The 22279-nt window shown below is 34.3% G+C and carries 20 protein-coding genes; 7 read left to right on the top strand and 13 right to left on the bottom strand.

Annotated features, from left to right (window positions below; genetic code table 11):
* Window positions 1–326 precede the first annotated feature (326 nt).
* The gene (locus MYP_RS24675; protein WP_052429898.1) at window positions 327–2516 is read right to left on the bottom strand and encodes a cellulase family glycosylhydrolase; all 2190 of its coding nucleotides are present in this window, start codon (window positions 2514–2516) and stop codon (window positions 327–329) included.
* A gap of 280 nt (window positions 2517–2796) precedes the next feature.
* Window positions 2797–3450 carry a Crp/Fnr family transcriptional regulator gene (locus tag MYP_RS02135; RefSeq protein ID WP_052429897.1) on the bottom strand — a complete coding sequence of 218 codons (654 nt, stop codon included), beginning with the start codon at window positions 3448–3450 and terminating at the stop codon, window positions 2797–2799.
* 422 nt (window positions 3451–3872) lie between these two features.
* Here MYP_RS02135 and MYP_RS02130 point away from each other — a divergent pair, with 422 nt between their 5' ends.
* Window positions 3873–5729, top strand: coding sequence for a 7TMR-DISM family protein (locus tag MYP_RS02130; RefSeq protein WP_081990372.1), 1857 nt, complete (start codon window positions 3873–3875; stop codon window positions 5727–5729).
* Window positions 5730–5834: 105 nt separating this feature from the next.
* Here MYP_RS02130 and MYP_RS26325 read toward each other — a convergent pair whose 3' ends face one another.
* Window positions 5835–6002 carry a hypothetical protein gene (locus MYP_RS26325; RefSeq protein ID WP_197059990.1) on the bottom strand — a complete coding sequence of 56 codons (168 nt, stop codon included), beginning with the start codon at window positions 6000–6002 and terminating at the stop codon, window positions 5835–5837.
* A 674-nt stretch (window positions 6003–6676) separates the two neighbouring features.
* Here MYP_RS26325 and MYP_RS02125 point away from each other — a divergent pair.
* Both MYP_RS02125 and MYP_RS02120 read left to right on the top strand, forming a co-directional pair.
* A complete protein-coding gene (locus MYP_RS02125) occupies window positions 6677–8764 on the top strand; it encodes an OmpA family protein (RefSeq protein ID WP_052429896.1) in 2088 nt (695 codons plus the stop codon).
* 296 nt (window positions 8765–9060) lie between these two features.
* Window positions 9061–10137 carry an AOC03_06830 family ribosome hibernation factor gene (locus MYP_RS02120; RefSeq protein WP_052429895.1) on the top strand — a complete coding sequence of 359 codons (1077 nt, stop codon included), beginning with the start codon at window positions 9061–9063 and terminating at the stop codon, window positions 10135–10137.
* 63 nt (window positions 10138–10200) lie between these two features.
* Here the strand turns inward: MYP_RS02120 and MYP_RS02115 are convergent, their stop codons facing one another.
* From MYP_RS02115 to MYP_RS02105, 3 genes are all read right to left on the bottom strand, one after another.
* Entirely contained in the window at window positions 10201–10596 is a 396-nt protein-coding gene (locus MYP_RS02115; protein ID WP_045457798.1) for a hypothetical protein, read from the bottom strand.
* A gap of 100 nt (window positions 10597–10696) precedes the next feature.
* Window positions 10697–11275, bottom strand: coding sequence for an NAD(P)H-dependent oxidoreductase (locus tag MYP_RS02110; RefSeq protein WP_045457795.1), 579 nt, complete (start codon window positions 11273–11275; stop codon window positions 10697–10699).
* Window positions 11276–11340: 65 nt separating this feature from the next.
* Window positions 11341–11901 (bottom strand): Crp/Fnr family transcriptional regulator, encoded by a 561-nt coding sequence (locus MYP_RS02105; RefSeq protein WP_045457790.1) that lies wholly within the window; start codon window positions 11899–11901, stop codon window positions 11341–11343.
* A gap of 407 nt (window positions 11902–12308) precedes the next feature.
* Between MYP_RS02105 and MYP_RS02100 the strand changes: the two genes are divergently transcribed.
* Together MYP_RS02100 and MYP_RS02095 are read left to right on the top strand one after the other, a co-directional pair.
* The gene (locus MYP_RS02100) at window positions 12309–13589 is read left to right on the top strand and encodes an MBOAT family O-acyltransferase (protein WP_197059989.1); all 1281 of its coding nucleotides are present in this window, start codon (window positions 12309–12311) and stop codon (window positions 13587–13589) included.
* A gap of 7 nt (window positions 13590–13596) precedes the next feature.
* A complete protein-coding gene (locus tag MYP_RS02095) occupies window positions 13597–14916 on the top strand; it encodes an alginate O-acetyltransferase AlgX-related protein (RefSeq protein WP_045457784.1) in 1320 nt (439 codons plus the stop codon).
* 194 nt (window positions 14917–15110) lie between these two features.
* Here MYP_RS02095 and MYP_RS25950 read toward each other — a convergent pair whose 3' ends face one another.
* The 5 genes from MYP_RS25950 to MYP_RS02075 all read right to left on the bottom strand — a co-directional run bounded on the left by MYP_RS25950 (window position 15111) and on the right by MYP_RS02075 (window position 18811).
* Entirely contained in the window at window positions 15111–15257 is a 147-nt protein-coding gene (locus MYP_RS25950; RefSeq protein WP_156140255.1) for a hypothetical protein, read from the bottom strand.
* A gap of 71 nt (window positions 15258–15328) precedes the next feature.
* Entirely contained in the window at window positions 15329–16339 is a 1011-nt protein-coding gene (locus MYP_RS02090) for a hypothetical protein (RefSeq protein ID WP_156140253.1), read from the bottom strand.
* A 70-nt stretch (window positions 16340–16409) separates the two neighbouring features.
* A complete protein-coding gene (locus MYP_RS02085; protein WP_156140251.1) occupies window positions 16410–17384 on the bottom strand; it encodes a hypothetical protein in 975 nt (324 codons plus the stop codon).
* A 175-nt stretch (window positions 17385–17559) separates the two neighbouring features.
* Window positions 17560–18324 carry a hypothetical protein gene (locus MYP_RS02080; RefSeq protein ID WP_045457770.1) on the bottom strand — a complete coding sequence of 255 codons (765 nt, stop codon included), beginning with the start codon at window positions 18322–18324 and terminating at the stop codon, window positions 17560–17562.
* Window positions 18311–18811, bottom strand: coding sequence for an RNA polymerase sigma factor (locus MYP_RS02075; protein WP_045457767.1), 501 nt, complete (start codon window positions 18809–18811; stop codon window positions 18311–18313). Before MYP_RS02075 ends, MYP_RS02080 begins: the two co-directional genes overlap by 14 nt.
* Before the next feature lie 208 nt (window positions 18812–19019).
* Here MYP_RS02075 and MYP_RS26320 point away from each other — a divergent pair, with 208 nt between their 5' ends.
* Both MYP_RS26320 and MYP_RS02070 read left to right on the top strand, forming a co-directional pair.
* Window positions 19020–19181 carry a hypothetical protein gene (locus tag MYP_RS26320; RefSeq protein ID WP_197059988.1) on the top strand — a complete coding sequence of 54 codons (162 nt, stop codon included), beginning with the start codon at window positions 19020–19022 and terminating at the stop codon, window positions 19179–19181.
* Window positions 19148–19363: a hypothetical protein gene (locus MYP_RS02070; RefSeq protein ID WP_045457764.1), complete on the top strand. Its 216-nt coding sequence runs from the start codon at window positions 19148–19150 to the stop codon at window positions 19361–19363. The genes MYP_RS26320 and MYP_RS02070 overlap by 34 nt, the downstream gene beginning before the upstream one ends.
* Before the next feature lie 66 nt (window positions 19364–19429).
* Here the strand turns inward: MYP_RS02070 and MYP_RS02065 are convergent, their stop codons facing one another.
* On the bottom strand, window positions 19430–21607 hold the full coding sequence (locus tag MYP_RS02065) for a hypothetical protein (protein ID WP_045457762.1): 2178 nt from the start codon (window positions 21605–21607) through the stop codon (window positions 19430–19432).
* Between the two features lie 27 nt (window positions 21608–21634).
* On the bottom strand, window positions 21635–22186 hold the full coding sequence (locus MYP_RS02060) for an RNA polymerase sigma factor (RefSeq protein ID WP_045457760.1): 552 nt from the start codon (window positions 22184–22186) through the stop codon (window positions 21635–21637).
* Window positions 22187–22279 lie beyond the last annotated feature (93 nt).

Below are 22279 nucleotides of genomic sequence, written 5' to 3'. Positions count from 1 at the left end.
TGAAATTTCTATTAAAAGTTCAGTTACCTCCCCATTAATATTCCCGCATACACTGAAGATCGTTTTAGTTGTCCAATAATCAGCAAAAACATCCTGAACTGGCTAAATCTTATTAAAATTAGTTTTTTTGTTCTGGAGTTTATATCGACAGAATAAGAATCTATGGATAAGCTGAGATACTGGCATTCAGGTACCGGAGGTTTCCAACACTATTGATAATCCAATTAAGAATTAAATTGCAATGCAATTATACTTTTATCTGACAAACAAAGAAGGCCGACAATCGGCCTTCTTTGTTACTCTGCTTTATTCACTTAACTATTTATTTATTTAATTATTTTCACGACATTGCTATTCACATTCAACAGATAGGTACCTCTGTTTAAGCTGCTCACATCTGCACTAATGCCGTTCCCGCTAAGTAGCACATTTCCTAAAATCGTAGTAATTGTCCAATCATATGGAATTTCCTCTGAGAAGAATACGAGATCATTTACCGGATTTGGATAAACCTTTAATGAAGATGTATTGCTTTTACCGAAAATACTAGTCTCTACCCTCGCCCCAACTTCTATATAGTTAATATTAAAACCTGGGGCTTCAATGAATAATCTTAATAAAGTATCAGTAGTATTGAAATTAACAATACCTAAAGATACCGTTTCCCATTTTTGCCAGTCACCAGTTACAGGAAGAGTAAGCGTAGAAGATGCTTTTTTACCATTCAGCTTTATATGAACTTTTCCTCCAACTGCCGGTGTCGGATTTCCTGCAACTCTGAGATATACCGGATATTCCCCGTTTTCTTTTACTGAAATTGAATATTCCAACCATTCCCCTGTTTCTGTCCAGCCCACGTTATAAGCTCCGTTTATATCTTTAGTTACTTCTATGTCAACTTCATCATTTCTATATGCACCACCTTGATTTGCAGGCTCCGAGTCAAAATAGGTTGTATTGGCAATATTTTGAAAATCATAATCCTCTGCCTGAATGATTCCAGGAATATCGAAAGGTTTACCTTTAAAATATCCTCTTGGACATAAAATCTTAAATGTATCTGAGACAAACCCGCAATCTTCGGAAGTAACAAGAACAGAATAAAATGAGCCACAAGTATCGAAGACCGCTAAAGAACTTGAATCTGCTCCTTCAATCAGTTTATTATTATGATACCATTGGTAAGTAAACTTTTCTTCCGCGTTATCAACCTTTATAATAAGGGGATCTTTACTGAGGACTGCTCCTTTTCCTAGGCTAACAGGAAACATAGTTTTTACAACCTCCACTTCATCAGCCATTGTACAAGAACCTAAAGTAGCTTCAACCTTGTACCTTCCTGTTTCAGTAGCCTCAATTGAGGCTTCAGTTTGATCAGTTAGTTCAACTCCATCTTTAAACCACTTGAACGAGACATCATCGGAAGTTGATTGAAGACCGATTGTAACAGAGTTTTTCCCGCATAAAGTCTGAGGAAGACCTAAGTAAGGAGCGAAACATGGTACATCAGAAGGCTGATGATCGTCTCTGAATTCATAAAGCTTATCTTTGGTAAAACCTCCCATTTCTCCCGGACCAACTTTTAACTTCCAGTCTCTTGTAAACATCGCAGGTTCCCAGTCATTATCAGCAACCCAAGCTGACCAGCTTATGCCAAGGTCTTCCGCCCACTTAACTATTGGATCTCCATAACTTGCAATAGATCCCTTCAATAAAGAAGCACTGGTAGCAGAAACGGTCTCGCTAAAACCCCACTCCGATAAAAATACAGGATGAACCTTTACCACCCTCTCTACCTGTGATTTTACTGAGCCAGCACCTGTTGCCGTCCAATGACCAGGATAGATATGGGCTACATACACAATGTTACCTCCGGTTAACGGATTGGTAGCGGCATCTCCCATTCTCTGATCCCATACAGGACTTCCGGCAAGAATAAGATTATGCGGCGCATACTTTCTTATTAGATCTACCCATGCCTGCATATATGGTTTGAATTGCCCCCATGTAAGATTAGTATTAATAGGTTCATTGTATACCTCATATAATACATTGGAGTAATTATTGAACCTAGGTGCCATATAAGTCCAGAAAGCATTAGTAGACTCAATATTACCGTTTACATCAGCAATGTAATGCCAGTCTATAATTACATAAAGACCTTTAGATGTAGCGTAGTCCACAGCAGGTTTTAAAGTCTGCTGATAATATTCCTCCAGATTTGAAATAGGTGGTTCTACTGTAAATCTAATTACTCTCGTATACCATCCTGGTGATTGGGATAATGTATCATCAAGATTTGTCACTACATCAATCAAGCCATTCAGGCCAACGGTTCTATCTGTGGCTTGTTCTTTGATATCCTGAAAATCGACACCTCTTAGTATAACAGTGTTTCCTGCTGGATCTTTTATTAGATTTCCCTCAACATGCAACCAGGGTGTAGCATATTGGGATGATGCTGTCAGAGGAGCCAGCAATATAGTCATTAAAAAAAACAGTATGGTTTTATTCATCTTCTTAGAATTTATATCCAGGATGAAATTACCTAAAATTAGTTTCCAGCAATTTTCAATTTTAACCTTAAATCCTAATACATATACAAATAATACAATAACTTAAAGTTAAGCTTAGTTTAAGTTGTACTTAGCTAAGAATTCTTTGTTCTTTTATTTATTTTTTTTTTAAAAAAAGTCTGAAGACAGAAAACGATAAAAAGTATACTGAAAAAAAAGCTATTGATAATACCTGGGATTACCAATAGCTACAAAACAAGCAGAAATTAAAGTTAAATCCTTAGTTAAGTTTCAAGTCCTTTACTTTTATTGCCCCACGAAGCAATTCAATGGCTCCCTCTATTTCGAGACATTTTAAGATTCTGGAAATTACAACTCTGGTTGTGCCTAGCTCATTGGCAAGTTCCTGGTGTGTTATTGAAACAATCTGCTGTTTTGTTTTGGAAGAAAGCCTGATGAGGTAATCCTTAATTCTTTTATCAATACTTGAAAAAGCCAGCGAATCAAAGGAATCCAGCAATTGTTCCTGCCTTTGGGCAAAAGTTTTAAGTACATAATCGTTCCAGGAGGAATATTTTCTTTGCCACTCATACACTTTAATTCGTGGAACCAGAATCAGTTCGGATTTCTCAGCCGCTTCCATAGCCGCATTCATTGGTCTTTGGCCATAGCACGACAATAAAGACATCATACAGGTTTCACCTTTATTTACATAATAGAGCAAAATTTCTCTGTCTTCCGTTTGACGAAAAATTCTTAAACTTCCATCTAATAGTATAGGAACAGAAACCAGGAAGGCATTCTGCCTGTGAATACGACTTCCCTTTTCAAATTTCTCAATTTTAGCAGCAGCCAGTTCAACTCTTAAGTCCCGTTCAAAGAAATTAAACTGATCCTCTAATCCAATTACAGGTGTACTTAAAATTCTTTCCATAAGTCTTATTACTTAATGTTTGGGCAAAATCTCAGATAAAATTTAATGACTCTTTTATTTAATAAATTTGAATATTCCCAGAATAGTGACATTAACAATACTGTTATTCACATTCGGGTCTGATTATAAACCATACTATCGAGAAGATGAGAAGAAGTCAAATTTTAATGAAGGAAAAATTTGTTTTACACCCATTTAATATCAAGTAAATCAGTTATATTTTTCGCTTAAAAGACAACAAAAACAAGCCTAAAAATTCAAATTTCAACGATTATTGTTTTTAAAAACATTTAAAAGACAAACTTTTCATTCATCTAAAGTAGGCATATATTGATCTATATTTTTTTTCAGACCATCCATCATCATATTAAAAAAAACTTATTAATTTAGCCTTTACAAGTTTTTAACAACCACAAAATAATATGAAAACATATTATTGTATTTTTTGCATTTTTCTAATACACTTTTCAAGCATCTCTTTAAAGGCTGAGAGTATATTTTTATTGACTAATGACATTGAGGAAAAAGGAATAAGAAAAGAATATCTGGGCGTGTATGAAGACAAGACAAACAAACTTAGTATTAAGGAGATTTTGAGTCCTGCATATGCTGACAGTTTCATGTATCAGTCTTCTGATCCGGTAAACCATAATAAGGCTTCAGCTTACTGGCTCAGATTTTCCATTAAAAACTTGACCAAAAATGAGAAAAACTGGCTGATTGAATTGTTTGATCACAATATCAACCACATCTCATTTTATTCTCCAGATGAAAACGGACAATATCAGTTGACACAATCGGGCAACCTGATTTCATTTAAAAAACGGATGTTATTTCATAAAAACCCAGAATTCGAATTACAGATTCCTCATAATCACACCTACACTTTTTACATTCGAATAAATTCAGAAAACGAAAACAATTTAAGTCCACAAATCAGAACTTATAAAAAATTCATATCCTATGCCCTGGCAGAATATTATGTACTGGGAATTTTTTATGGTATTTTAATCATGATGGCCTTGTACAATCTTTTAATGTACATATCCATTAAAATGTCCATATACCTGTACTATGTATTTTATGTACTCTCCTTCAGTCTTTATTCTATGTGTCAGAGTGGCTTTGCTTTTCAGTATCTTTGGCCAGATCATCCTGAATGGAATCTCTATGCATTCAGCCTTGCCTTGTATGGCATCATTACCTTTTCTCTGTTATTCATAAAAGGATTTCTAAACCTGAAGGAGACTCAACCATTTTTTAACAAAGTTATCAACTTCATAGTGGTCATCAGAGGACTGATATTACTATTTGGTTTATTCTTCAACAGAAATGTATTATTCGCTATATACATTGATATTATACCATTTTTCCTGGCCTATCAAATATCCCTTAGAAGTTATTTAAAAGGAAATAAAACAGCTTTTTTCTTATGTGTTGCATATACAAGTCTTTTGGCCGCATTTATAATAACAGCATTAGAAAACTATGGATTTATAACGTCAAATATCTTCACAGTATACAGCCTGAATATTGGAATCATACTTGATATAATTTTACTCTCAATGTCTCTGACAGACAGAATGGGCGCTGAAATTAAGATGAGACAGGCAGCGCAGAACAAAGCTATTGAAGAAATGAAGGAGAAAGAATTGTTAAAGGATAAAATCAACAAAGAACTGGAGGAGAAAGTAGCAGAGAGAACAGAACTGCTTAAACAAGCTTATGAAAGACTAATAAACCAAACTGAAGAAATCACTGCAATGAATCTTCAATTGGACCTTGCAAACAGGGCTCTTAAGAAAGATATGTCTGATATAGCCATGACCAGAATTATGAAGAATCAGGTAAACTTTGAAGAGTTTGTTAAAGTTTATCCCGATGAACTCACGTGTTTCAGATACCTCGAAGAACTTAAAAATCAAAACAAATTTCAATGTAAGAAATGCAATTCAAACAGCTGTGGAAAAGGTAAGGAACAATTTGACAGAAGATGCAGCAAATGCGGATATAATGAATCTGTAACAGCAAATACTATCTTTCATAAGCTTAAATTTCCGATAGTAAAGGCCTTTTACATGATGTACCTTGTTTCAAATAAACAAGACCTCACATCAGATGAATTATCCGAAATGTTATCACTAAGAAAATCAACCTGCTCTAACTTTAAGAAAAAAATCAAAGATCGAATTAAAGTACTCGATAAAAAAGAATTTAACGGATGGAATTCTCTCGTAGTCGATAGTGCTATAGAAAGCATTAACCATACTCAAGATTGAGAGGTATATAATTTCCCTTAAATCATTCATCCCTGTATTCTCCGGATAATTAATTTAAAACTATTCTCAGAGAACTACAGAGACAACCATGTTCAATAATCTTACTCAAAATATTTTTCTGAGGACGAAAATAATAAGGGCTATAACCAATGCCACAATAATGATTCCTGTCCACATACCAGCCTTGAAAATACCTTCTATCACCTTACACCCTGAAAGAAATAGTACAAAAAATACCAGCGTGTAAATCCTAGCAATTACTGCACTTTTCATGCTCCCCTCCTTTTTTAAATTCTTATATAAAAAACATAATAACCAATATATTAGTGCGACTGCAATGAACCTGATATTCTGGCCAGAAGTTTCCCTTGGATTCCTAAAAATAAACTAATAAGAATAAATCTATTTTATAGCATTTAATAGAAATTTACAATTAGAATCAGAATTCAACAGAAAACAAGATTGACAACATATGCCTGATCATAAAAATTCGGATGCAAAGAAGAAAACAAAAAATATTGGTGTTTCATTAAGGATAACACTATCATCCCCCTATCCTTCCTGACCTGGATCATTTTAACTTAAAATTTCCAGCTTATCATTGAAATTCTGACAACAAGGTTTAAGATAAAAGTACAATATGCTATCAACTTGTATATTACTTAACTGTCATATAGAATCCTGAACCATCATTGATCTTTCTCAACAGCTGGAAAGTATGAACGAACACTTTTCTTATCAATGCTTTGAATCTGGGCTACAATATTACTTTTGATGTCAGGTATCGGATATATATCATATAAAATGATCAAAGAAATTAAAACCCGACAAACGACTGACATATAACACTATCCGAATTGATTCTTCAATTTAAATGAGAAGTTGATTTTATATTTTTCATCAAAATATTATCTTCAAGCCATTCGTTACTCCCTAAATATGTACATATGACAAGATCAGCCAACATCCTTATTTTGCTGTTTTTTATTTTATCTGCTACCTCTTATGCACAAACAGCAGGGATTGTAGAAGAAGATCATTTTGACAATAACGAAACAGGATGGCGGCTTCCCAATAGCCCTACAGATCAATCAGACATCAGAGGCGGTAAACTGGTATGGCAACACAACGATCCTGCGGGAGGTAGTATCAACAACTACTTTAATTTACTCAATACCTCTGCCGCATTTTCAGCAGAGGCCAAATTCGGAATCCGCAAGCCCGGAAGCGAATATGGGCTGATGATTGGAGCAGATCAGGAGAATGCTTTATACTTTAATGTTAAAAATCTTCAATACCGGGTACTTGAGATTAAAAAAGGAAAACCCACTTTGATCAAAGATTTTACAACTTCATTAAAAATAAAGGTTGACAATAATATCCTTAAAATAGAAAAGAGCGGATCTACGGTTCGTTTTCTTGCCAATGATTATGTTTTGACAGAGATCAGTTACCCTGCTCTTACAGGCAAAGCTGTAGGTTTTTCAGCCTGGGGCGCTTCTTCATTTGACGTAGATGATTTTTTTATCAAAGGAACAAAACTTAAAATTAATACTGCTCCTAATTTGAACTACAGCTCCCCGGCTGAAAACCTTGGTGCTGGTGTAAACACTGTGTATGGAGAGTTAACACCCGTCGTTACACCAGATGGAAAAGGATTATATTTCACAAGAAATTATTCCCCGGAAAACAAAGGTGGTACTGGCGATTATCAGGATGTGTATTATTCAAGCTATCAGAATGGCAAATGGGGAAAAGCTGTAAATATCGGAGCTCCTATCAATAATGACGGACCAAATGCTGTATCTTCCGTAAGTCCTGACGGCAACACAGTCCTGTTGATGAATACCTATGACTCTAAAGGTGCTGCACAGGGAATGGGATTATCCATGTCTAATAAAACCAAAAATGGATGGAGCATGCCGACAAAGGTTAACGTAAGGAACTATTACAATAAAAGTACCTTCAACGAATACTTTTTAAGCAGTGATAAAAAAGTATTGCTCATGGCGCTCCAAAGAGATGAAACTTATGGTTCAAGAGATATTTATGTCTCATTTCTGGAAAATGACAATACCTGGTCTGTACCTAAAAACATAGGGCCAGTTGTTAATACTCCAGGAACTGAACTTTCACCGTTCCTGGCAGCAGACGGTGTTACATTATACTTTAGCAGCACAGGACATCCGGGATATGGAAAGAATGATATATTTGTTTCAAGGAGACTAGATAATACCTGGACCAACTGGTCCGTTCCACAAAATATAGGTTTACCTGTAAATTCCAAAGGTATGGACGCCTACTACAGCATTCCTGCTTCCGGAGAGTATGCTTATTTTATTTCTGAAGAAAAGGCAACAGGTAAAAGTGATATATTCAGAATAAAGCTGCCAGGACCTGTTAAGCCTAATCCACTAGTACTTATTTATGGAAAAGTACTTAATAGCAAGACCAAGGAACCTATTGAAACAGGTATTACTTACAGAGATCTTGATGATGATAAAGAGGCAGGTATAGCAAGCTCAGATCCACATAATGGAGATTATAAAATTGCATTACCATACAATCAGGTTTATTCTTTCTTTGCTGAACATCCCGGTTTTTATTCCGTTCGGGATACCATCAGTGTTCCGAACATAACTGAATACATGGAAATTGAGCGTGATATCTATCTTACTCCGCTTGAAGTAGGAGAAGATATTCCATTGAAGAACGTCTTCTTTGTAAGAAGTGAACCAAAATTATTGCCCATATCTTACCCTGAATTAAACAAACTTGCAAAGTTACTTATTGAAAACCCTACAATAGAGATAGAACTATCAGGACATACAGACAATATGGGTAATCCTGAAAAAAATGTTACGCTCTCAGAGCAAAGGGTCGAAACTGTAAAAAACTATCTTATATCCAAAGGAATATCAGGAGATAGAATATCTGGAAAAGGCTATGGAGGTTCCAAACCTATTGCCGACAATACTAAAGAGGAAACAAGAAAACTGAACAGAAGAGTGGAGTTTAAAATTGTTAAGTTTTAAATATGCTTAAAGGGAAAAGCAAAAGGCTAAAGCTTAAACTGGAAAGTTATAAGTAAAAAGTTCAAAGTCAGAAAATGAAAGATTAATTCGTAAAGCAGAATACATAAAGCGAGAATCTGCAATTCAATGCTGAAAGAACGATAGCAGACTTTTTATGTTCCTTAAACACATATAACTTTAAATAGTGTTTCTCCAAAACTTTAAGCTTTAAACTTTTAGCTTTAAACTTACCACTAAACTTTTAGCTTCGAATTCATTGTTACCTCTTATGAAGAAGGAACCTAAAGGAAAGAGATATGATAAATGAGCTATTTGAAAAGTTGAAAGATATCAGATCTGACGTCTGTGTCACGATTATTTTAAATACACATCGAACACACCCTGATAATAAAAAAGATCCTATTCAACTTAAAAACCTGATAAATGAAGCAGAGGAAAGGCTATCTGCCTACAATGATAAAAAGCAAACAAAAAATATAATAAATAAGTTAAACCAACTTTCAGTTACCCTGAATCATAGCTATCACAATAAAGAAAGTCTGGTCATTTTCGCTAACGATGACATACTTGAATATACACGATTACCTATTCATGTAGAAGACAGAGTCATCATCGACAATACATTTGCCACAAGAGATCTTATAAGAGCTCTTCATGAACAAGTTTCATACTATATCCTGGTATTGAGCCTTCAGGAAGCTCGATTGATAGAAGCTTTCAATGATCAGGAAATTACGGATAATGTTTCTCCATTTCCGATAATGAATGATTCACCCTATCCTGAAGACAGACATGCTGCATCTATGCCAAAAGGGCAGGAAAACCTCACCGAGGAGTTTTTCAACAAAGTGGACAAAGAAGTTCAGAAAATTCTTATAAACAATCCCAAGCCACTTATTCTGGCAACTGAAGAAAGAAATTATGTACATTATATGAATGTAGCAGACAATAAATCTGCTATCATAGGAAATGTAACAATTGACAGGAATGAAGTAAAAACAAACCAGATTATAGCAAAGGTATGGCCTGCAGTAAATGAGTTCCATAAAAATTCTGCGAGGGAAAGAATAAATGAACTAAAATCTGCTGTGGGAACAGGTAAATTCGTTAGTGACATCACCGAGATATGGAATGCTATTGACCAGGGAAGGGGTAAAACCTTGTATGTACAAAAGGGGCATTTTCAGCCAGGGATTGTTGAAAGTGATGGTATAAAATTAAAAGATCATAGTGCTCTCCATGAACCTGATGTCATTGATGACCTAATTGATGAAATGATTGAGAAAAACATATGCAAGGGTGGAGAGACCGTTTTTGTTGAAGAAAATGACTTGGAAAAATTTCAGGGATTAGCGCTTGTAACCCGATATTAGGCCTTCAAAAATAAATAAATTTAAAGGAGTTAATATCATAAATTATCTCCTTTAAATTTAAAATTACTCAAGTAACCAGCTGACACATTCTTCTTCTGTCTCAAAAGAACGGATGATAAGATTTCCCACATGTGCTTCAACATTTACCTTATCCACAGTCACTTTTGCAAAAGGATCAGGAGCTTCCAGGGCTGCAATTTTCCTCATCCCCTGATTTTCAATCTCAGGAAACCATTCAGTAATGAGATAATCCTGAACATCTTTTGATAGTACTCTAAGATCCCTGTGATCACTCAAATGCACAGTAATCTTATTATTTCTGACATATTCTGTCATAAACCGACATCCTGTCTTTACTTGTCCTGGCTTAAGAAAGCCTTTCCATTTAGCATAGATAATACCATCATTGCGCTCTTTTATTTCACAATATGGAGCCTCAAAAAGCTTTTTTGAAACCATAGAAGTAAATCGATTAAATAATAACCTTAAGGTCACAAAAAGTTTTTAAAAAACAGTCCAATTTTTTCCCAATTGTGAAAATTACAAATTTACTCTTTACTTAGCTTAAGGCTAATCCAAGGTCATAAGCCTTTTTAATCCATTTCTCCCTTTTTGCCTTATCGGAAGTCTTGATTATCCCTATAGTGGTAACAGCCACAGGCGTAATCCCGCAAAACTCAAGAGTACATTTTTTTAGTTGATTGATGCTAGGTCTGCCATAAACAAGCCTGTAATACCATCCAGGCTGATCCATGGTAGTGATAATTCTTGCAGTTTTACCAGCGAGTAATTTATTCCACCAAACTGAATTCTCCTTGTAGCTGAAGACCATTCCGGGAAGAAACAATCTGTCTATAAATCCTTTCATAACCGATGGTAAACCTCCCCACCAAACCGGGTGAACCCAAACAAGATGATCAGCCTGTTGAATAGCTTTCCAGGCAGCCAGGAGATCAGGCTCAAGTTCCATTCTTTTACTATATCCGTACTGAAGATTCGGATTAAAAGTAAGATCGCCGATAAAGATCTCTGTTACACTACCTCCTACTTCCTGTACCCCCTTTTTATATGCGTAGGCAAGAGAGGCATTAAAACTTTCCCTGAAGGGATGACCATTAATTATTAATACATTTTTCATATTTACCGAAATCATTTCCGGTAAAAGTAGAATAAGAAAGATAAGGCAGAAATGACAAATGTCTATTAAATCATCTCTGCTCTTAAGCGACTTAAATGTCTTGGAGTAATACCAAGATAAGAAGCGAGAAATTTCAAGGGTATCTGTTCTATAAACTCAGGACGCGTCTGTAAAAGATTTCTATAGCGTTCCCTGGCACTTTCACGCTGATAGGAAAACACTCTTTTTTCCAGCTCCAGATACTCATTTTCAGCCATTATTTTTGCAAACCTGAGCCAGTTCGCACTGTTTCCTGAAATTTGTTCTATATCTTTTTTTTGAAGCAATAAAAGTTTTACAGGAGTAATGGCCTGAACGTTTTCCATTGTTGGAATCCCAGTAATAAAAGAGGAATAAGCAGTCATGAATGAATTTTGAAATGAAATGCAATATGTCATTTCTTCTCCCTCAGGTGTAGTATAAAAAGATCTCAATATGCCTGAATCAACATACGCAACTGTATTACAAATATTACCCTCACGGATGAAATATTCTCCTCTTTCAAGATTAAAGACTTCAGCAATAGATAGAAAAGAATTTATCTCATCTTCAGTAAGAAGATTAAACGATTTCAAAAAATTTTTCATTGAATAATCTCTTATTGATGGAATATTATTAAGGATATTAATATTTCAAATTTAAAGCTTGTATTTTAAAAGAAAAAATAATTATTCCAGCATACCTCCCTTTTGAACACACAGAAAAATAACACTAAAAATCAATAACATATAAAGTTAAATTCAGCATAATCAATTTGACCATGTAAAAAAAAATCAAGTACATAATTACTTTACAATTCTTAGTTAACTAATTTTTCATTAATTTTCAGAAAACTTTTTTAAACAAAATGGTATTTAGCAGTACAATATTTCTCTTTTATTTTCTTCCCTGTTTTTTATTGGTTTATATATTATCTCCTAGAAAATATAGAAACTATGTAATTGTAGCAGCCAGTCTTTTTTTCTATTCCTGGGGGGCGCCAAAATTTATATTTATGATTCTAGCTTCCATCATAGTTGACTATTTTATCGTTAGAAAAATGGCGACTGTAGAAGGAGATTTCAGAAAATATCTACTCGGCATCTCTCTTATTTTAAATGTGGGGCTTTTGGCTTATTTTAAATACTCTAATTTCTTTGTTGAAAACTTTAATTGGGTTTTAACAAAGTTTGGACTTAATTCAATAGAATGGACTGCTGTTGTTTTACCTATAGGAATTTCATTTTTCACTTTTCAAAAAATTACTTATTCAATAGATATATTCAGGAAACTTAATAATCCTCTTGAAAAAATCTCTGACTACATTTTATATATACTTTTATTTCCTCATCTGATTGCTGGCCCAATTGTCAGGTATCATGAAATCGCAGATCAGATTCGTAACAGAGACAATGAAGATAATGCAAACAACAGGTTATATGGATTTTTCAGATTTACAATCGGGCTGTCCAAAAAGGTTTTGATTGCTAATGTCCTTGCCGAGGAGGCAGATAAGATCTTTGCCTTAGATGTTAACATGATGAGTTCATCTACAGCATGGATTGGAGCATTGGCTTATACGTTCCAAATTTATTTCGACTTCTCAGGATATTCAGATATGGCAATAGGACTAGCAAAAATGATGGGCTTTACATTTCCGGAAAACTTTAATTTGCCATATATATCAAAAAGTATAACAGAATTCTGGAGAAGATGGCACATCACCCTAGGACAATGGATGAGAGACTATCTTTATATACCACTTGGAGGAAACCGGGTAACTCCAAACAAAGTTTTAATGAACTTACTTATAGTCTTTCTAATTTCAGGGTTGTGGCACGGTGCAGCATGGACCTTTATCTTATGGGGTGCATACCATGGATTTTTCCTTATTATAGACAGGCTCTTTTTGCTAGAGTTTTACCAAAAGACAGGAACTAAAATGGCGCTTCCCATAACCTTTACTATAACAATCTTTGGATGGGTATTATTCAGAGCTAACGATTTGGAACATGCTATTGCCTTCATAAGAAGAATGCTTCTATTTAAAGATGAAGGATTAACATTTATGGAGCTTCACAAAGGCTTTTGGATTAGCTTATTGATTGCAATATTCTTTTCATTTATCGGTGCAATACCAAAACTGGAACAGAAAATCGAAAATTTCTTTTCTCCAACTGAAGCACTTAAAGAGTTCTCTTTTATAAGATACATATCCACAGCTGTCCTTTTAGTAATCAGCGCCAGCATATTAGTTTCCACAGGCTTTAATCCTTTCATTTACTTCAGATTTTAAGATAAAAATGAAAAAAGAAAAATTCTTAGTAAGTCTATTTATTATATTTCTTACTTTTCCATTACTGCAACATAAGTTTAACATATTTCCCTTAGAATCACTTAAAGGCGCATTTAGAGAAAAACACTTACCCGAGTTTAAGACCCAAGACTGGTTTGCGTCCAGCTATCAATCCAGTGTTGAGGAATATATCAATGATGCAATAGGTTTCAAACCTTGGTTTGTAAAAATCAAAAATCAAATTGAATATTCCGCTTTTGATAAAGTAAATGCTTCAAATGTTATAGTTGGTAAAAATGAAGTTCTATTTCAGGATTTTTACATTTCAGCATTGTTAGGACACGACTTCCTTGGTGAAGAAACAATTAAAACAAAGGTTTCCAAACTAAAATATGTTCAGGATGAATTGGCAAAAAATAATGTGCAGTTTCTGTTTGTTATAGCACCCGGGAAGGCCTCATTTTATCCGGAATATCTACCTCAACAATATGAGCAAAGCAAAAAAGGCACATCAAATTATGATGTTATAGTAAGAGAATTTAACAACTATGGAGTTAACTATATTGACCTGAAACAGTTTTTCCTCAAACAGAAAAGTTCATCTCCTTATCCTCTTTTCCCTAAATGCGGAATCCATTGGAGCGGATATGGTACTACGCTTGCAGCTGATACCATGTTTAAAACCATTGAAAGATTGTGTCATAAGAACCTAATAAACTTTCATTGTCTACCAGGAGAAAAAACCAATATAAATTTAAAATACACGGATAACGATATTGGAGATGCTATGAACCTTCTCTTCCCTATAGCGTCAGACACGCTTTATTATCCAACTGTTAAATTTGAAAAAAATGATAGTACACAAAAAATAAATGGTCTTTTTATCGGTGATAGTTTCACTCAGAGCTTTTATGGATTTTATCCTTATTTTCAGGAATTACTACTTCCAGACTCTAGATATTGGAGCTACAACAAATACATATATTGGCCGGAAGAGCATGCAAATGGACAAGATGTCGGAACATTTCATCTCTATAATGAAATAAAAAATAGAGATATTGTTGTTATAGTTTCCACAGAGCAAAATCTTTCAAATTTCTCATTTGACTTTGGAGATAGAGCCTACGACCTTTTGAACAATCCTGAATTAATTAAATTAAATCCCAGAGAATATCAAATATTAAAAGTAGAAGCTAACATCAAAAATTCTCCTGAATGGTTAGCATCCGTTGCTAAAAAGGCACTTGAGAGAAATCTTCCTCTTGACACAATGATTAGACATGATGCAATATGGATCCTAAATGAGACCAATGGCAAAGGTAATTAGAAAGGAGGGTTAAGCCTCCTTTAAAGAATATAAATAGCTAAGGCAGAATTAATACCAATAGGTTCAGAAGTATTAAAACATTCCGATTAAACTTATAAAATATTTTTTTTGGATTAGCTATTTAAGTCCCATTCACGATAATGGATAGGGTACTTACCCTACTACTCCTGAAGGACACATGATCAACTTAAAAGTTAAATACCTGATAGTAGAGAAATACAAATATTACTCTCACGGATGAAATACTTCCCTCTTTCAAGATTACAGACCTCAGCCTTAGATAGAAATGTATTTATTTCATCTTCAGTAAGAAGATGAAACGATTTTACGTATTCCTTCATTACTTATAAAAGTAATAAAAATAAGGAATTGAATTGAACAATTAAAATTAAAGGTTAATAACAAGTTGGTGCTAAAACTGATAAAAAGTTCTTTTCTTGTTTGGGATTAAAACACGACAGGATAGTTCTCCACTGTACTGGTAATTAATATAATCCAGATTCTGAGAATAGAATATCTTTATTTTGCTCGTTTGAAAACCTACACCAGCCAAAAAATGGTCTGTCGTTGAAATTCCCAAAAGGACTTTTCTATATTTAAACACAAATGATAAATTACTTATGAACAATGTAATTAAATCCAGCTTGCGATTCGTCCAAATCATTTTTTGCAGTAAATATGAAGTCTTGGAATCTTTACTTTTTTGAAATTTATAACCTGCCTGTATGATACCATATTGCTTGTCCAAATAATAATAATTATGCTTATTATGTGAAATGTACCTTTCTTCATAGAAAGAATTCTTTTGTCGCGCTCCATTAAATGTCGGCAAATAATGAGCATAGCCAATGTAAAAGTTTTCTGTGTTAAACAATAAACCCGCGGTTAAATAAAAAATATCAGACTTATAATGTTCGGGCTTATAATTTAAAGAATCAAAATCTATTAACAACTCGCTTGGCTGATAATCATATCTTAGTTTTTTATAATTTAATCCTATAGATGGGGCAATTGTATATTTACCTCGGATACTGATCTTAGGTGATATAATAAGGCCGGCTTTAAAAGCATCAAATGAAGTATAAGTATTCTCATCTTCTCTTGATCCTGAAGAATATTTTCTTGAGGACATATAAAAGCCTATCCCACTTCCAATTTTTGGTATAAAATTATCATAAGAAATGCTAGCAAGAGGCGAATTCAGTTTCATAAAACCTATAGAAGAATTAGGACTGGTTTGCTTAGCTCTTCCTCCGGAATGCTCATATCCTCCCAATGCTACAATCCTATGCCCTCCCGTATTCCCGGCAAAAGAAGGATTAAATTCCATAGGCATTATGCCAATCCACCGAGATTGAGCAAAAGTCTTTTCACTCATCCCGACAACCACTATCATCAGGAATAAAAAGTAAATGTTTTTCATATTAAATTTCATTAAAAAAAAATTTGAAAAAGACTTTGCTCAACTCAAATTGGATTGATGATATTGTTAATTAAAATTGACTTATAACTTTCCCTTTTTTAGGTAACAATAAACGACATGTTATCTCACTCCGATAGCGAAATTTTAAATTGATAAGATCCTGTGAATAAAAGATCTTAAATTTGGATGTCTGATAACCAATACCTACATGTAATTCATCTTGCGGGGGAGTATAAAAAATTGGTCCCATCACTCCTTCTGCCGCTGTAACCCCAAACAGTAATTTATTATGTTTAACAGTTAAACTTATGTTATTCACCAAACCAATCCATGTAGTATACTCGCGTATTCTAAATACTGCTTGTAATGTGTATGATGTTTTTGACATTTTAGTTCTCTGATATTTAAACCCGGTTTGTATAAGGCCATAAGTCCAACCATACACCTTAGTTTGCTTAAAATCCTCAAAAAATAAGAGAATATCTTCCCCTTTAAAAGGGTTATAATAATTGGCATAACCCAGGTAAAACCTTTCAGTATTAAAGAGCAGTCCTACACTTAGATTAAATGCTTCATATTTACTTTTATACAGATCCCAATATTCACCCTCCGAATATTTATAAGTCAATCCTAAAGAAGGAGCTATTGTATATTTTCCTTTCAAACTGATTTTAGGAGAAATAACAATTCCAGTTTTTAATCCGGAAACTTTAAGATCATCTCTCGATCTCCTTTCATGTGAATGCATCCATGAGGCAAAAAAACCAACACCACTGGCAATTTTAGGAATAAAATTATCATATGAAACCCCTAAAACAGGAGTACTTGTTTTTGGAAAAAGATGATCATCCCCTTTATATGATTTCCTTCCTCCTTCGGAGGAAGTATATCCAGCAAAAGCAACGGACCTATGCCCACCAGAATTCCCCGCAAAGGAAGGATTATACTCCATAGGCATTATGCCAATCCACCGAGATTGAGCATGAGTCTTTTCACACATCCCGACAACCACTATCATCAGGAATAAAAAATATATGTTTTTCATTTTCATACTTGTTAAAAAAATTTTATAAAAGACTTTGCTCAACTCAAAATGGATTGATATTTCAATAAATTACTTCTTTGGACTCTATGATTTAAGTCCATTTTTTTGAGACTAGTAGCCATTGCTTCTCCAATATTTCAGGAGACTACACTTTAGCCATGCTATCTGTTTTATATTAAAAAGTATTAGGATCCAGCGGAACAACATAAGGCATATTCCCTTTCATCAATTGCTGAGCTTCTTTGTTTCTTCTCTGCTTCTCTTTGAATCTGGCTATCTGCTTCTGTTTTCTCCGTTCTTCTTTCTTTTCCTGTCTTGTTTTCTTTACAATTGTTTTTGTAGTTCCGACGGATGCCCTTTCTGTTTTTATGATTACGGGTTGTTCTGCTGGTAGACTATCGTAATCAATTTTAATCACATCATTATTAGCTTTATGTGCCTCATTATCTATACTGGGAATAAATGTATTTCCTGTATCTGTATACAAGTTCTGGTTATGCATATAACTTTGTTCTGTCCTCTCCTTTCTGCTTAACTGAGGAATTATAGATTTATGCTTTGGAATAGAAGAGCTCTTTATTACTACCTCCTTTTCCTGATATTCCTCCTGAACAATGAGTTCTTTAGAAGCATTGATAACTTCAGACTGCTCTTCAGATGTTTTAATAAAAAATAATCCGGAGACGATTATAAAAAGAAATGAAGCTATCGAATAATTTATATTAAAGTAACTTCCTTTTCTTAACAAAGAACTTTCTATAGACAATTTATCAGGAAGTGGTTCTCTTAAATAAGTTTTGGAGAAAGCTTCAAACTCCTCCATATATATAGAATCCCGCTGCACAAAGTCCAACACCTGAACTTCTTCTTCAGCAGTCAATGTACCTTCGTAATATTCGAAGATCCATTCTTCATAATTACTTTGGTCAATTGTTCTCATAATACTTATTAAACTCTTTCAACGACTCCTTCATTTTCTGCCTCGCCCTGAACAAATACACCTTTACCTGTGATTCTGATAACTCCATCATTTCTCCTATTTCATTGTAATTGTACCCCTCAAGATCCCGTAAGATTATAATCGTCTTTTGAACCTGAGGAAGTAAATCAAGAGATTTGTCTATAAGCCCTTTCAAATCAAAGCCATCATTAGGCACTACAAAAGGATCTATGTTAGACAAGCCTTCCATTGGAACAACTTTTGAAGATTTTTTTAAATGATTGAGCATGGTATTATGCGCAGTGGTGAACAGCCAATATTTTACTTTATCAGGATTAACATTGGCTCTATGCGTCCACAGCTTCAAATAGCAATCCTGGACGATATCCTTGGCTTCGTCTTCGTCCTTGATGCATTTGTATACATACCTGAAAATATTTCTGGAATACTCTTTTACAGCAGTATTATATTCCCTAGTGCAAATCATTTAAATGCTCACAGTTCAGATAAATCAGTCGTAAGACAACCGACTCAATTCAAAAGTTACAGGTTGATCAAAAAAAATATTACTATTATTACCACCTACAATTAATACACTTTAAATCAAAAACTTAACAATAAAAAATAAGCTTTAAAAATGGCAATTCATTAATTAAATTCATTTATATATCTTTATCGGACAAAAATAAAAAAAAATGAGCAAGGCTTCTAATTCTGAATATAGCATTGATGGCAGATTTTGGATCAGCCGTTTTGGGGCCGAGGGCGTGTCGAACTTTAAAAAAGGAAAAGAAAATGGCTCTTTTTCAAAAGCTGCTGCATCATGGAAATGGCCGATAAACAAGCATTGCACCTGATCCAGTCTATGAATGAAAAAGCTTCGGTGCCATTAGTAGAAAAAATTATCGACGGAGAAGAGGGTGAGGGTGAAGGTGCAATACTCACATCGGAAGGTGAAAATATGATAAAGTTGTTTGAAGGTCTGGAAAAGGAAATTCAAGAGTTTCTTGATAATAAATCTGCTATGCTGAAAATCTAATTACGATGCTCCAAGAACTTGAAGTTCTTGGAGCATCTTTTTTGGGTTTCATTCACCCACCTTATTCTAAAATTTAAAATTCTTCGAATCTGACTCTTCCTTTAATGTAATCAAGGCGCACGGAAATATTACCCTCATAACCTTCTTTCTGAATTCCAATCTATTCATTTCCTTCTTCTTCCTTCTCTCCTCCTGAAGTTCACTTTTCCAATAATCCACTTCTTTTACTATCTCCTGCAATTGATTTAAATTCTTTAATGTATTAAGCTTTTGATCTAAGACCTTTTCATCTATCTCCTGCAAAATGATATCTTCATGTACTTTTGGTTCTACATTTTCAACTTCAGAGAAATAAAGCTTATCACCTTTAAAGCCAAGGCAAACCATTTTGTATTTCATTAACTCATTAAGTTGTTCCATAAACAGGTTATTGTCCTGCTTCAGTCGCATAAAACTGTTCAGCTTATCTGCTAATAAATAAACATAGACCCTGTCATAGTTTTTATACTCTTTGAACCTCACAGAGAATGGAAGATATTTAATTTCAGCTTTCTTTCCACCTGCAGAGTATTTGAACGTAGTCCTATTCACTGTGGCCTCCCAGACCAGTCTATCTATATTTTTCCAACCTCCAGATCGTATTGGAAATCCATAAACCTGTGCAGATGCGAAAACAGGTTTTACGAACCCCAATTGTCTACAGGCCTCATTAAGATTAAGACTATATTCCTGTTGAAGATTCATAATTTCTCTTACTTTATCTTCACTATCATGGGTTACTTTTTTCTTTTGAGCCATTCGTTCAAGCCTCTTCTGTTCTTCTCTGATTGCCTGTTCTGTTTTAAATGCAGCTTCAGAGACGGCTTTAGCTTGCATTGAATAGAACTGACCAAGCTTCTTCATCTGGCTATTGCCTAGATTTACCTTTCCTTCTTTTCTGGAGGCAAAGTCAAGAAAAACTTCTTTTAACTCTCCATTTAACTGCTCAGCTGCCATTTGATCAATTGCAGAAATTGACTTATTCATATTCTTCACATACAAGTCCAGTATTTTATTATTGCATGTTTTATGGATGAATGGTATCCGCTCCTGAAATTCACGTGTTGCAATTAAAGTATTCTGAAAACGATCACTCCAAATAGCCTTTATTTTGCCTGGGTTTATCGCATGAATATCATTTTTATTCAGTTTATAATTTTTCTTGGTATGCGAATATTGTACCGCATCACCACCTTCAATAGTTTCCTGGTCTAATTCATCAGACCTAACAAACAAACCAGCAAAAGAATAATAAAGGCTATCTGTAAACTTTTTATTTCGTTCATCATACCCCCACTTATCAAGAGAATCAAGGTATGCAGGAGGATAAAAATTAAGAGAATGAATATCAACAGGAGTTAAATAATTACTCAGAGGTTTAGGCTTAACCCAATTGATAGTTCCATCCTTCGTATGTACACCATCATATAATTGCATATCACCTCTTTTGTTATTTGTAGGTACTTCTGCATAAATGCTATTTAATGAATCAACAGTTAACTCCTTGCCATTCTGTCTGGCACTGATAAAAAACATACCTGCACTTTCCAGCAAAGCACCGTCGGTAGTACTTGTCAGCCCGCTTTTCATTATTGAAGCCGCATCCATGGCCTCTTTAAACGTCAGTTGCACTCTTCCTTTTGCAGGCTTACCATTTTCATTAATAAAACACAGTGCAGGGATTGCAAGTACAGTACCCGCTCTGGTTTGTATTATAGTATCTCTTTCAGCATTTAAAATGAATAATTGCGTTGGCAAAGATTGACCTGCTTCTGATATGCTTTTCTTAAAAGTTCTTTGTTCTTCTGTACCTTGCTTGGATTGCTGCTTGGGGAGTGCATTAGTTTCTTCAGGCTGAATATCCTTTGTATTAAACAATTCTTCTTTATTGGTATGTGATGAATGAGATTCAGACTTAACTGATTTAAAGATAAGCACGGCTAAAATGGCTGCTATAACTCCAATACTAATAATACCAGCTTTAATAAGTAATTTCGTTAACTTATAATTTTTATATGCTTTCGATACTTTCTGTTTCAATGCCAGACTTTCCACACCTTTCATCACTTCCATCTGAAGCTCTACACTTTCTTTTAATTCAGTGTTTTCCGACAGGTTCTTTTCAAACTCCCTTTTTTCAACTTCACTAAGTCTATTCGTCAGATATCGCTCTATCATCTCTGTTATTTCAAATGCCTTGCTCATGATTTTATATTTGAAATTCAATAATATTTAACCTAAATGTTTTAATTCTTTCAATCTTTTCTTTGCAGACTCAAGACATTTATACTTTTGATTCTTAGCTGTAGACTCAGAACTATATCCCATTCTTGATGCGATATCCTTTAGCTTCATTGCCTCTATATAGAAAAGGATTAATAGTTCTTTACAGCGATTCCCCAATTCATTTATGATTTTCTCCGAAATCTTCAGATCACTCTCTGGCTCTGTTAATTCTGTCCAAATACTCTCCTCACTACTTTCATTTAAATCAATTATTTCAGAGAAATCCCTCCTTCCATTTTTTACTAAAATATCCTTCCAAAGGAACCGACAAACGCTATACAGATATGTACTTAGCTTGGAAGTCAGCTTAAATTCAGTGTATCTTACTTTCTTATAAAGAATAATAAGAGACTCCTGAAACACATCTTCTGCATCCTCCAATTTTCCGCCATTAGAAAGGATCATTTTCCTGATCATTGGAAAATGCTTATACAAGGCCCGAAAAGCTTTATCCTCTTTGTTAGTTTTAATCAACTCAATAATAAGCTCGTCACTCATGATTATTGTTTTTTATTATTAATGGTAGATCTGATAAAAGGTCACCTGGGAAAAAATATTTTTTTCGGATATCATATCCTTAAATTAACGGAA

Source organism: Sporocytophaga myxococcoides (genome assembly GCF_000775915.1).
In the GTDB taxonomy this organism is placed as follows: domain Bacteria; phylum Bacteroidota; class Bacteroidia; order Cytophagales; family Cytophagaceae; genus Sporocytophaga; species Sporocytophaga myxococcoides_A.
The sequence above is the reverse complement of the archived record's forward strand: the minus strand, read 5'-3'. Positions and strand labels throughout refer to the sequence as shown.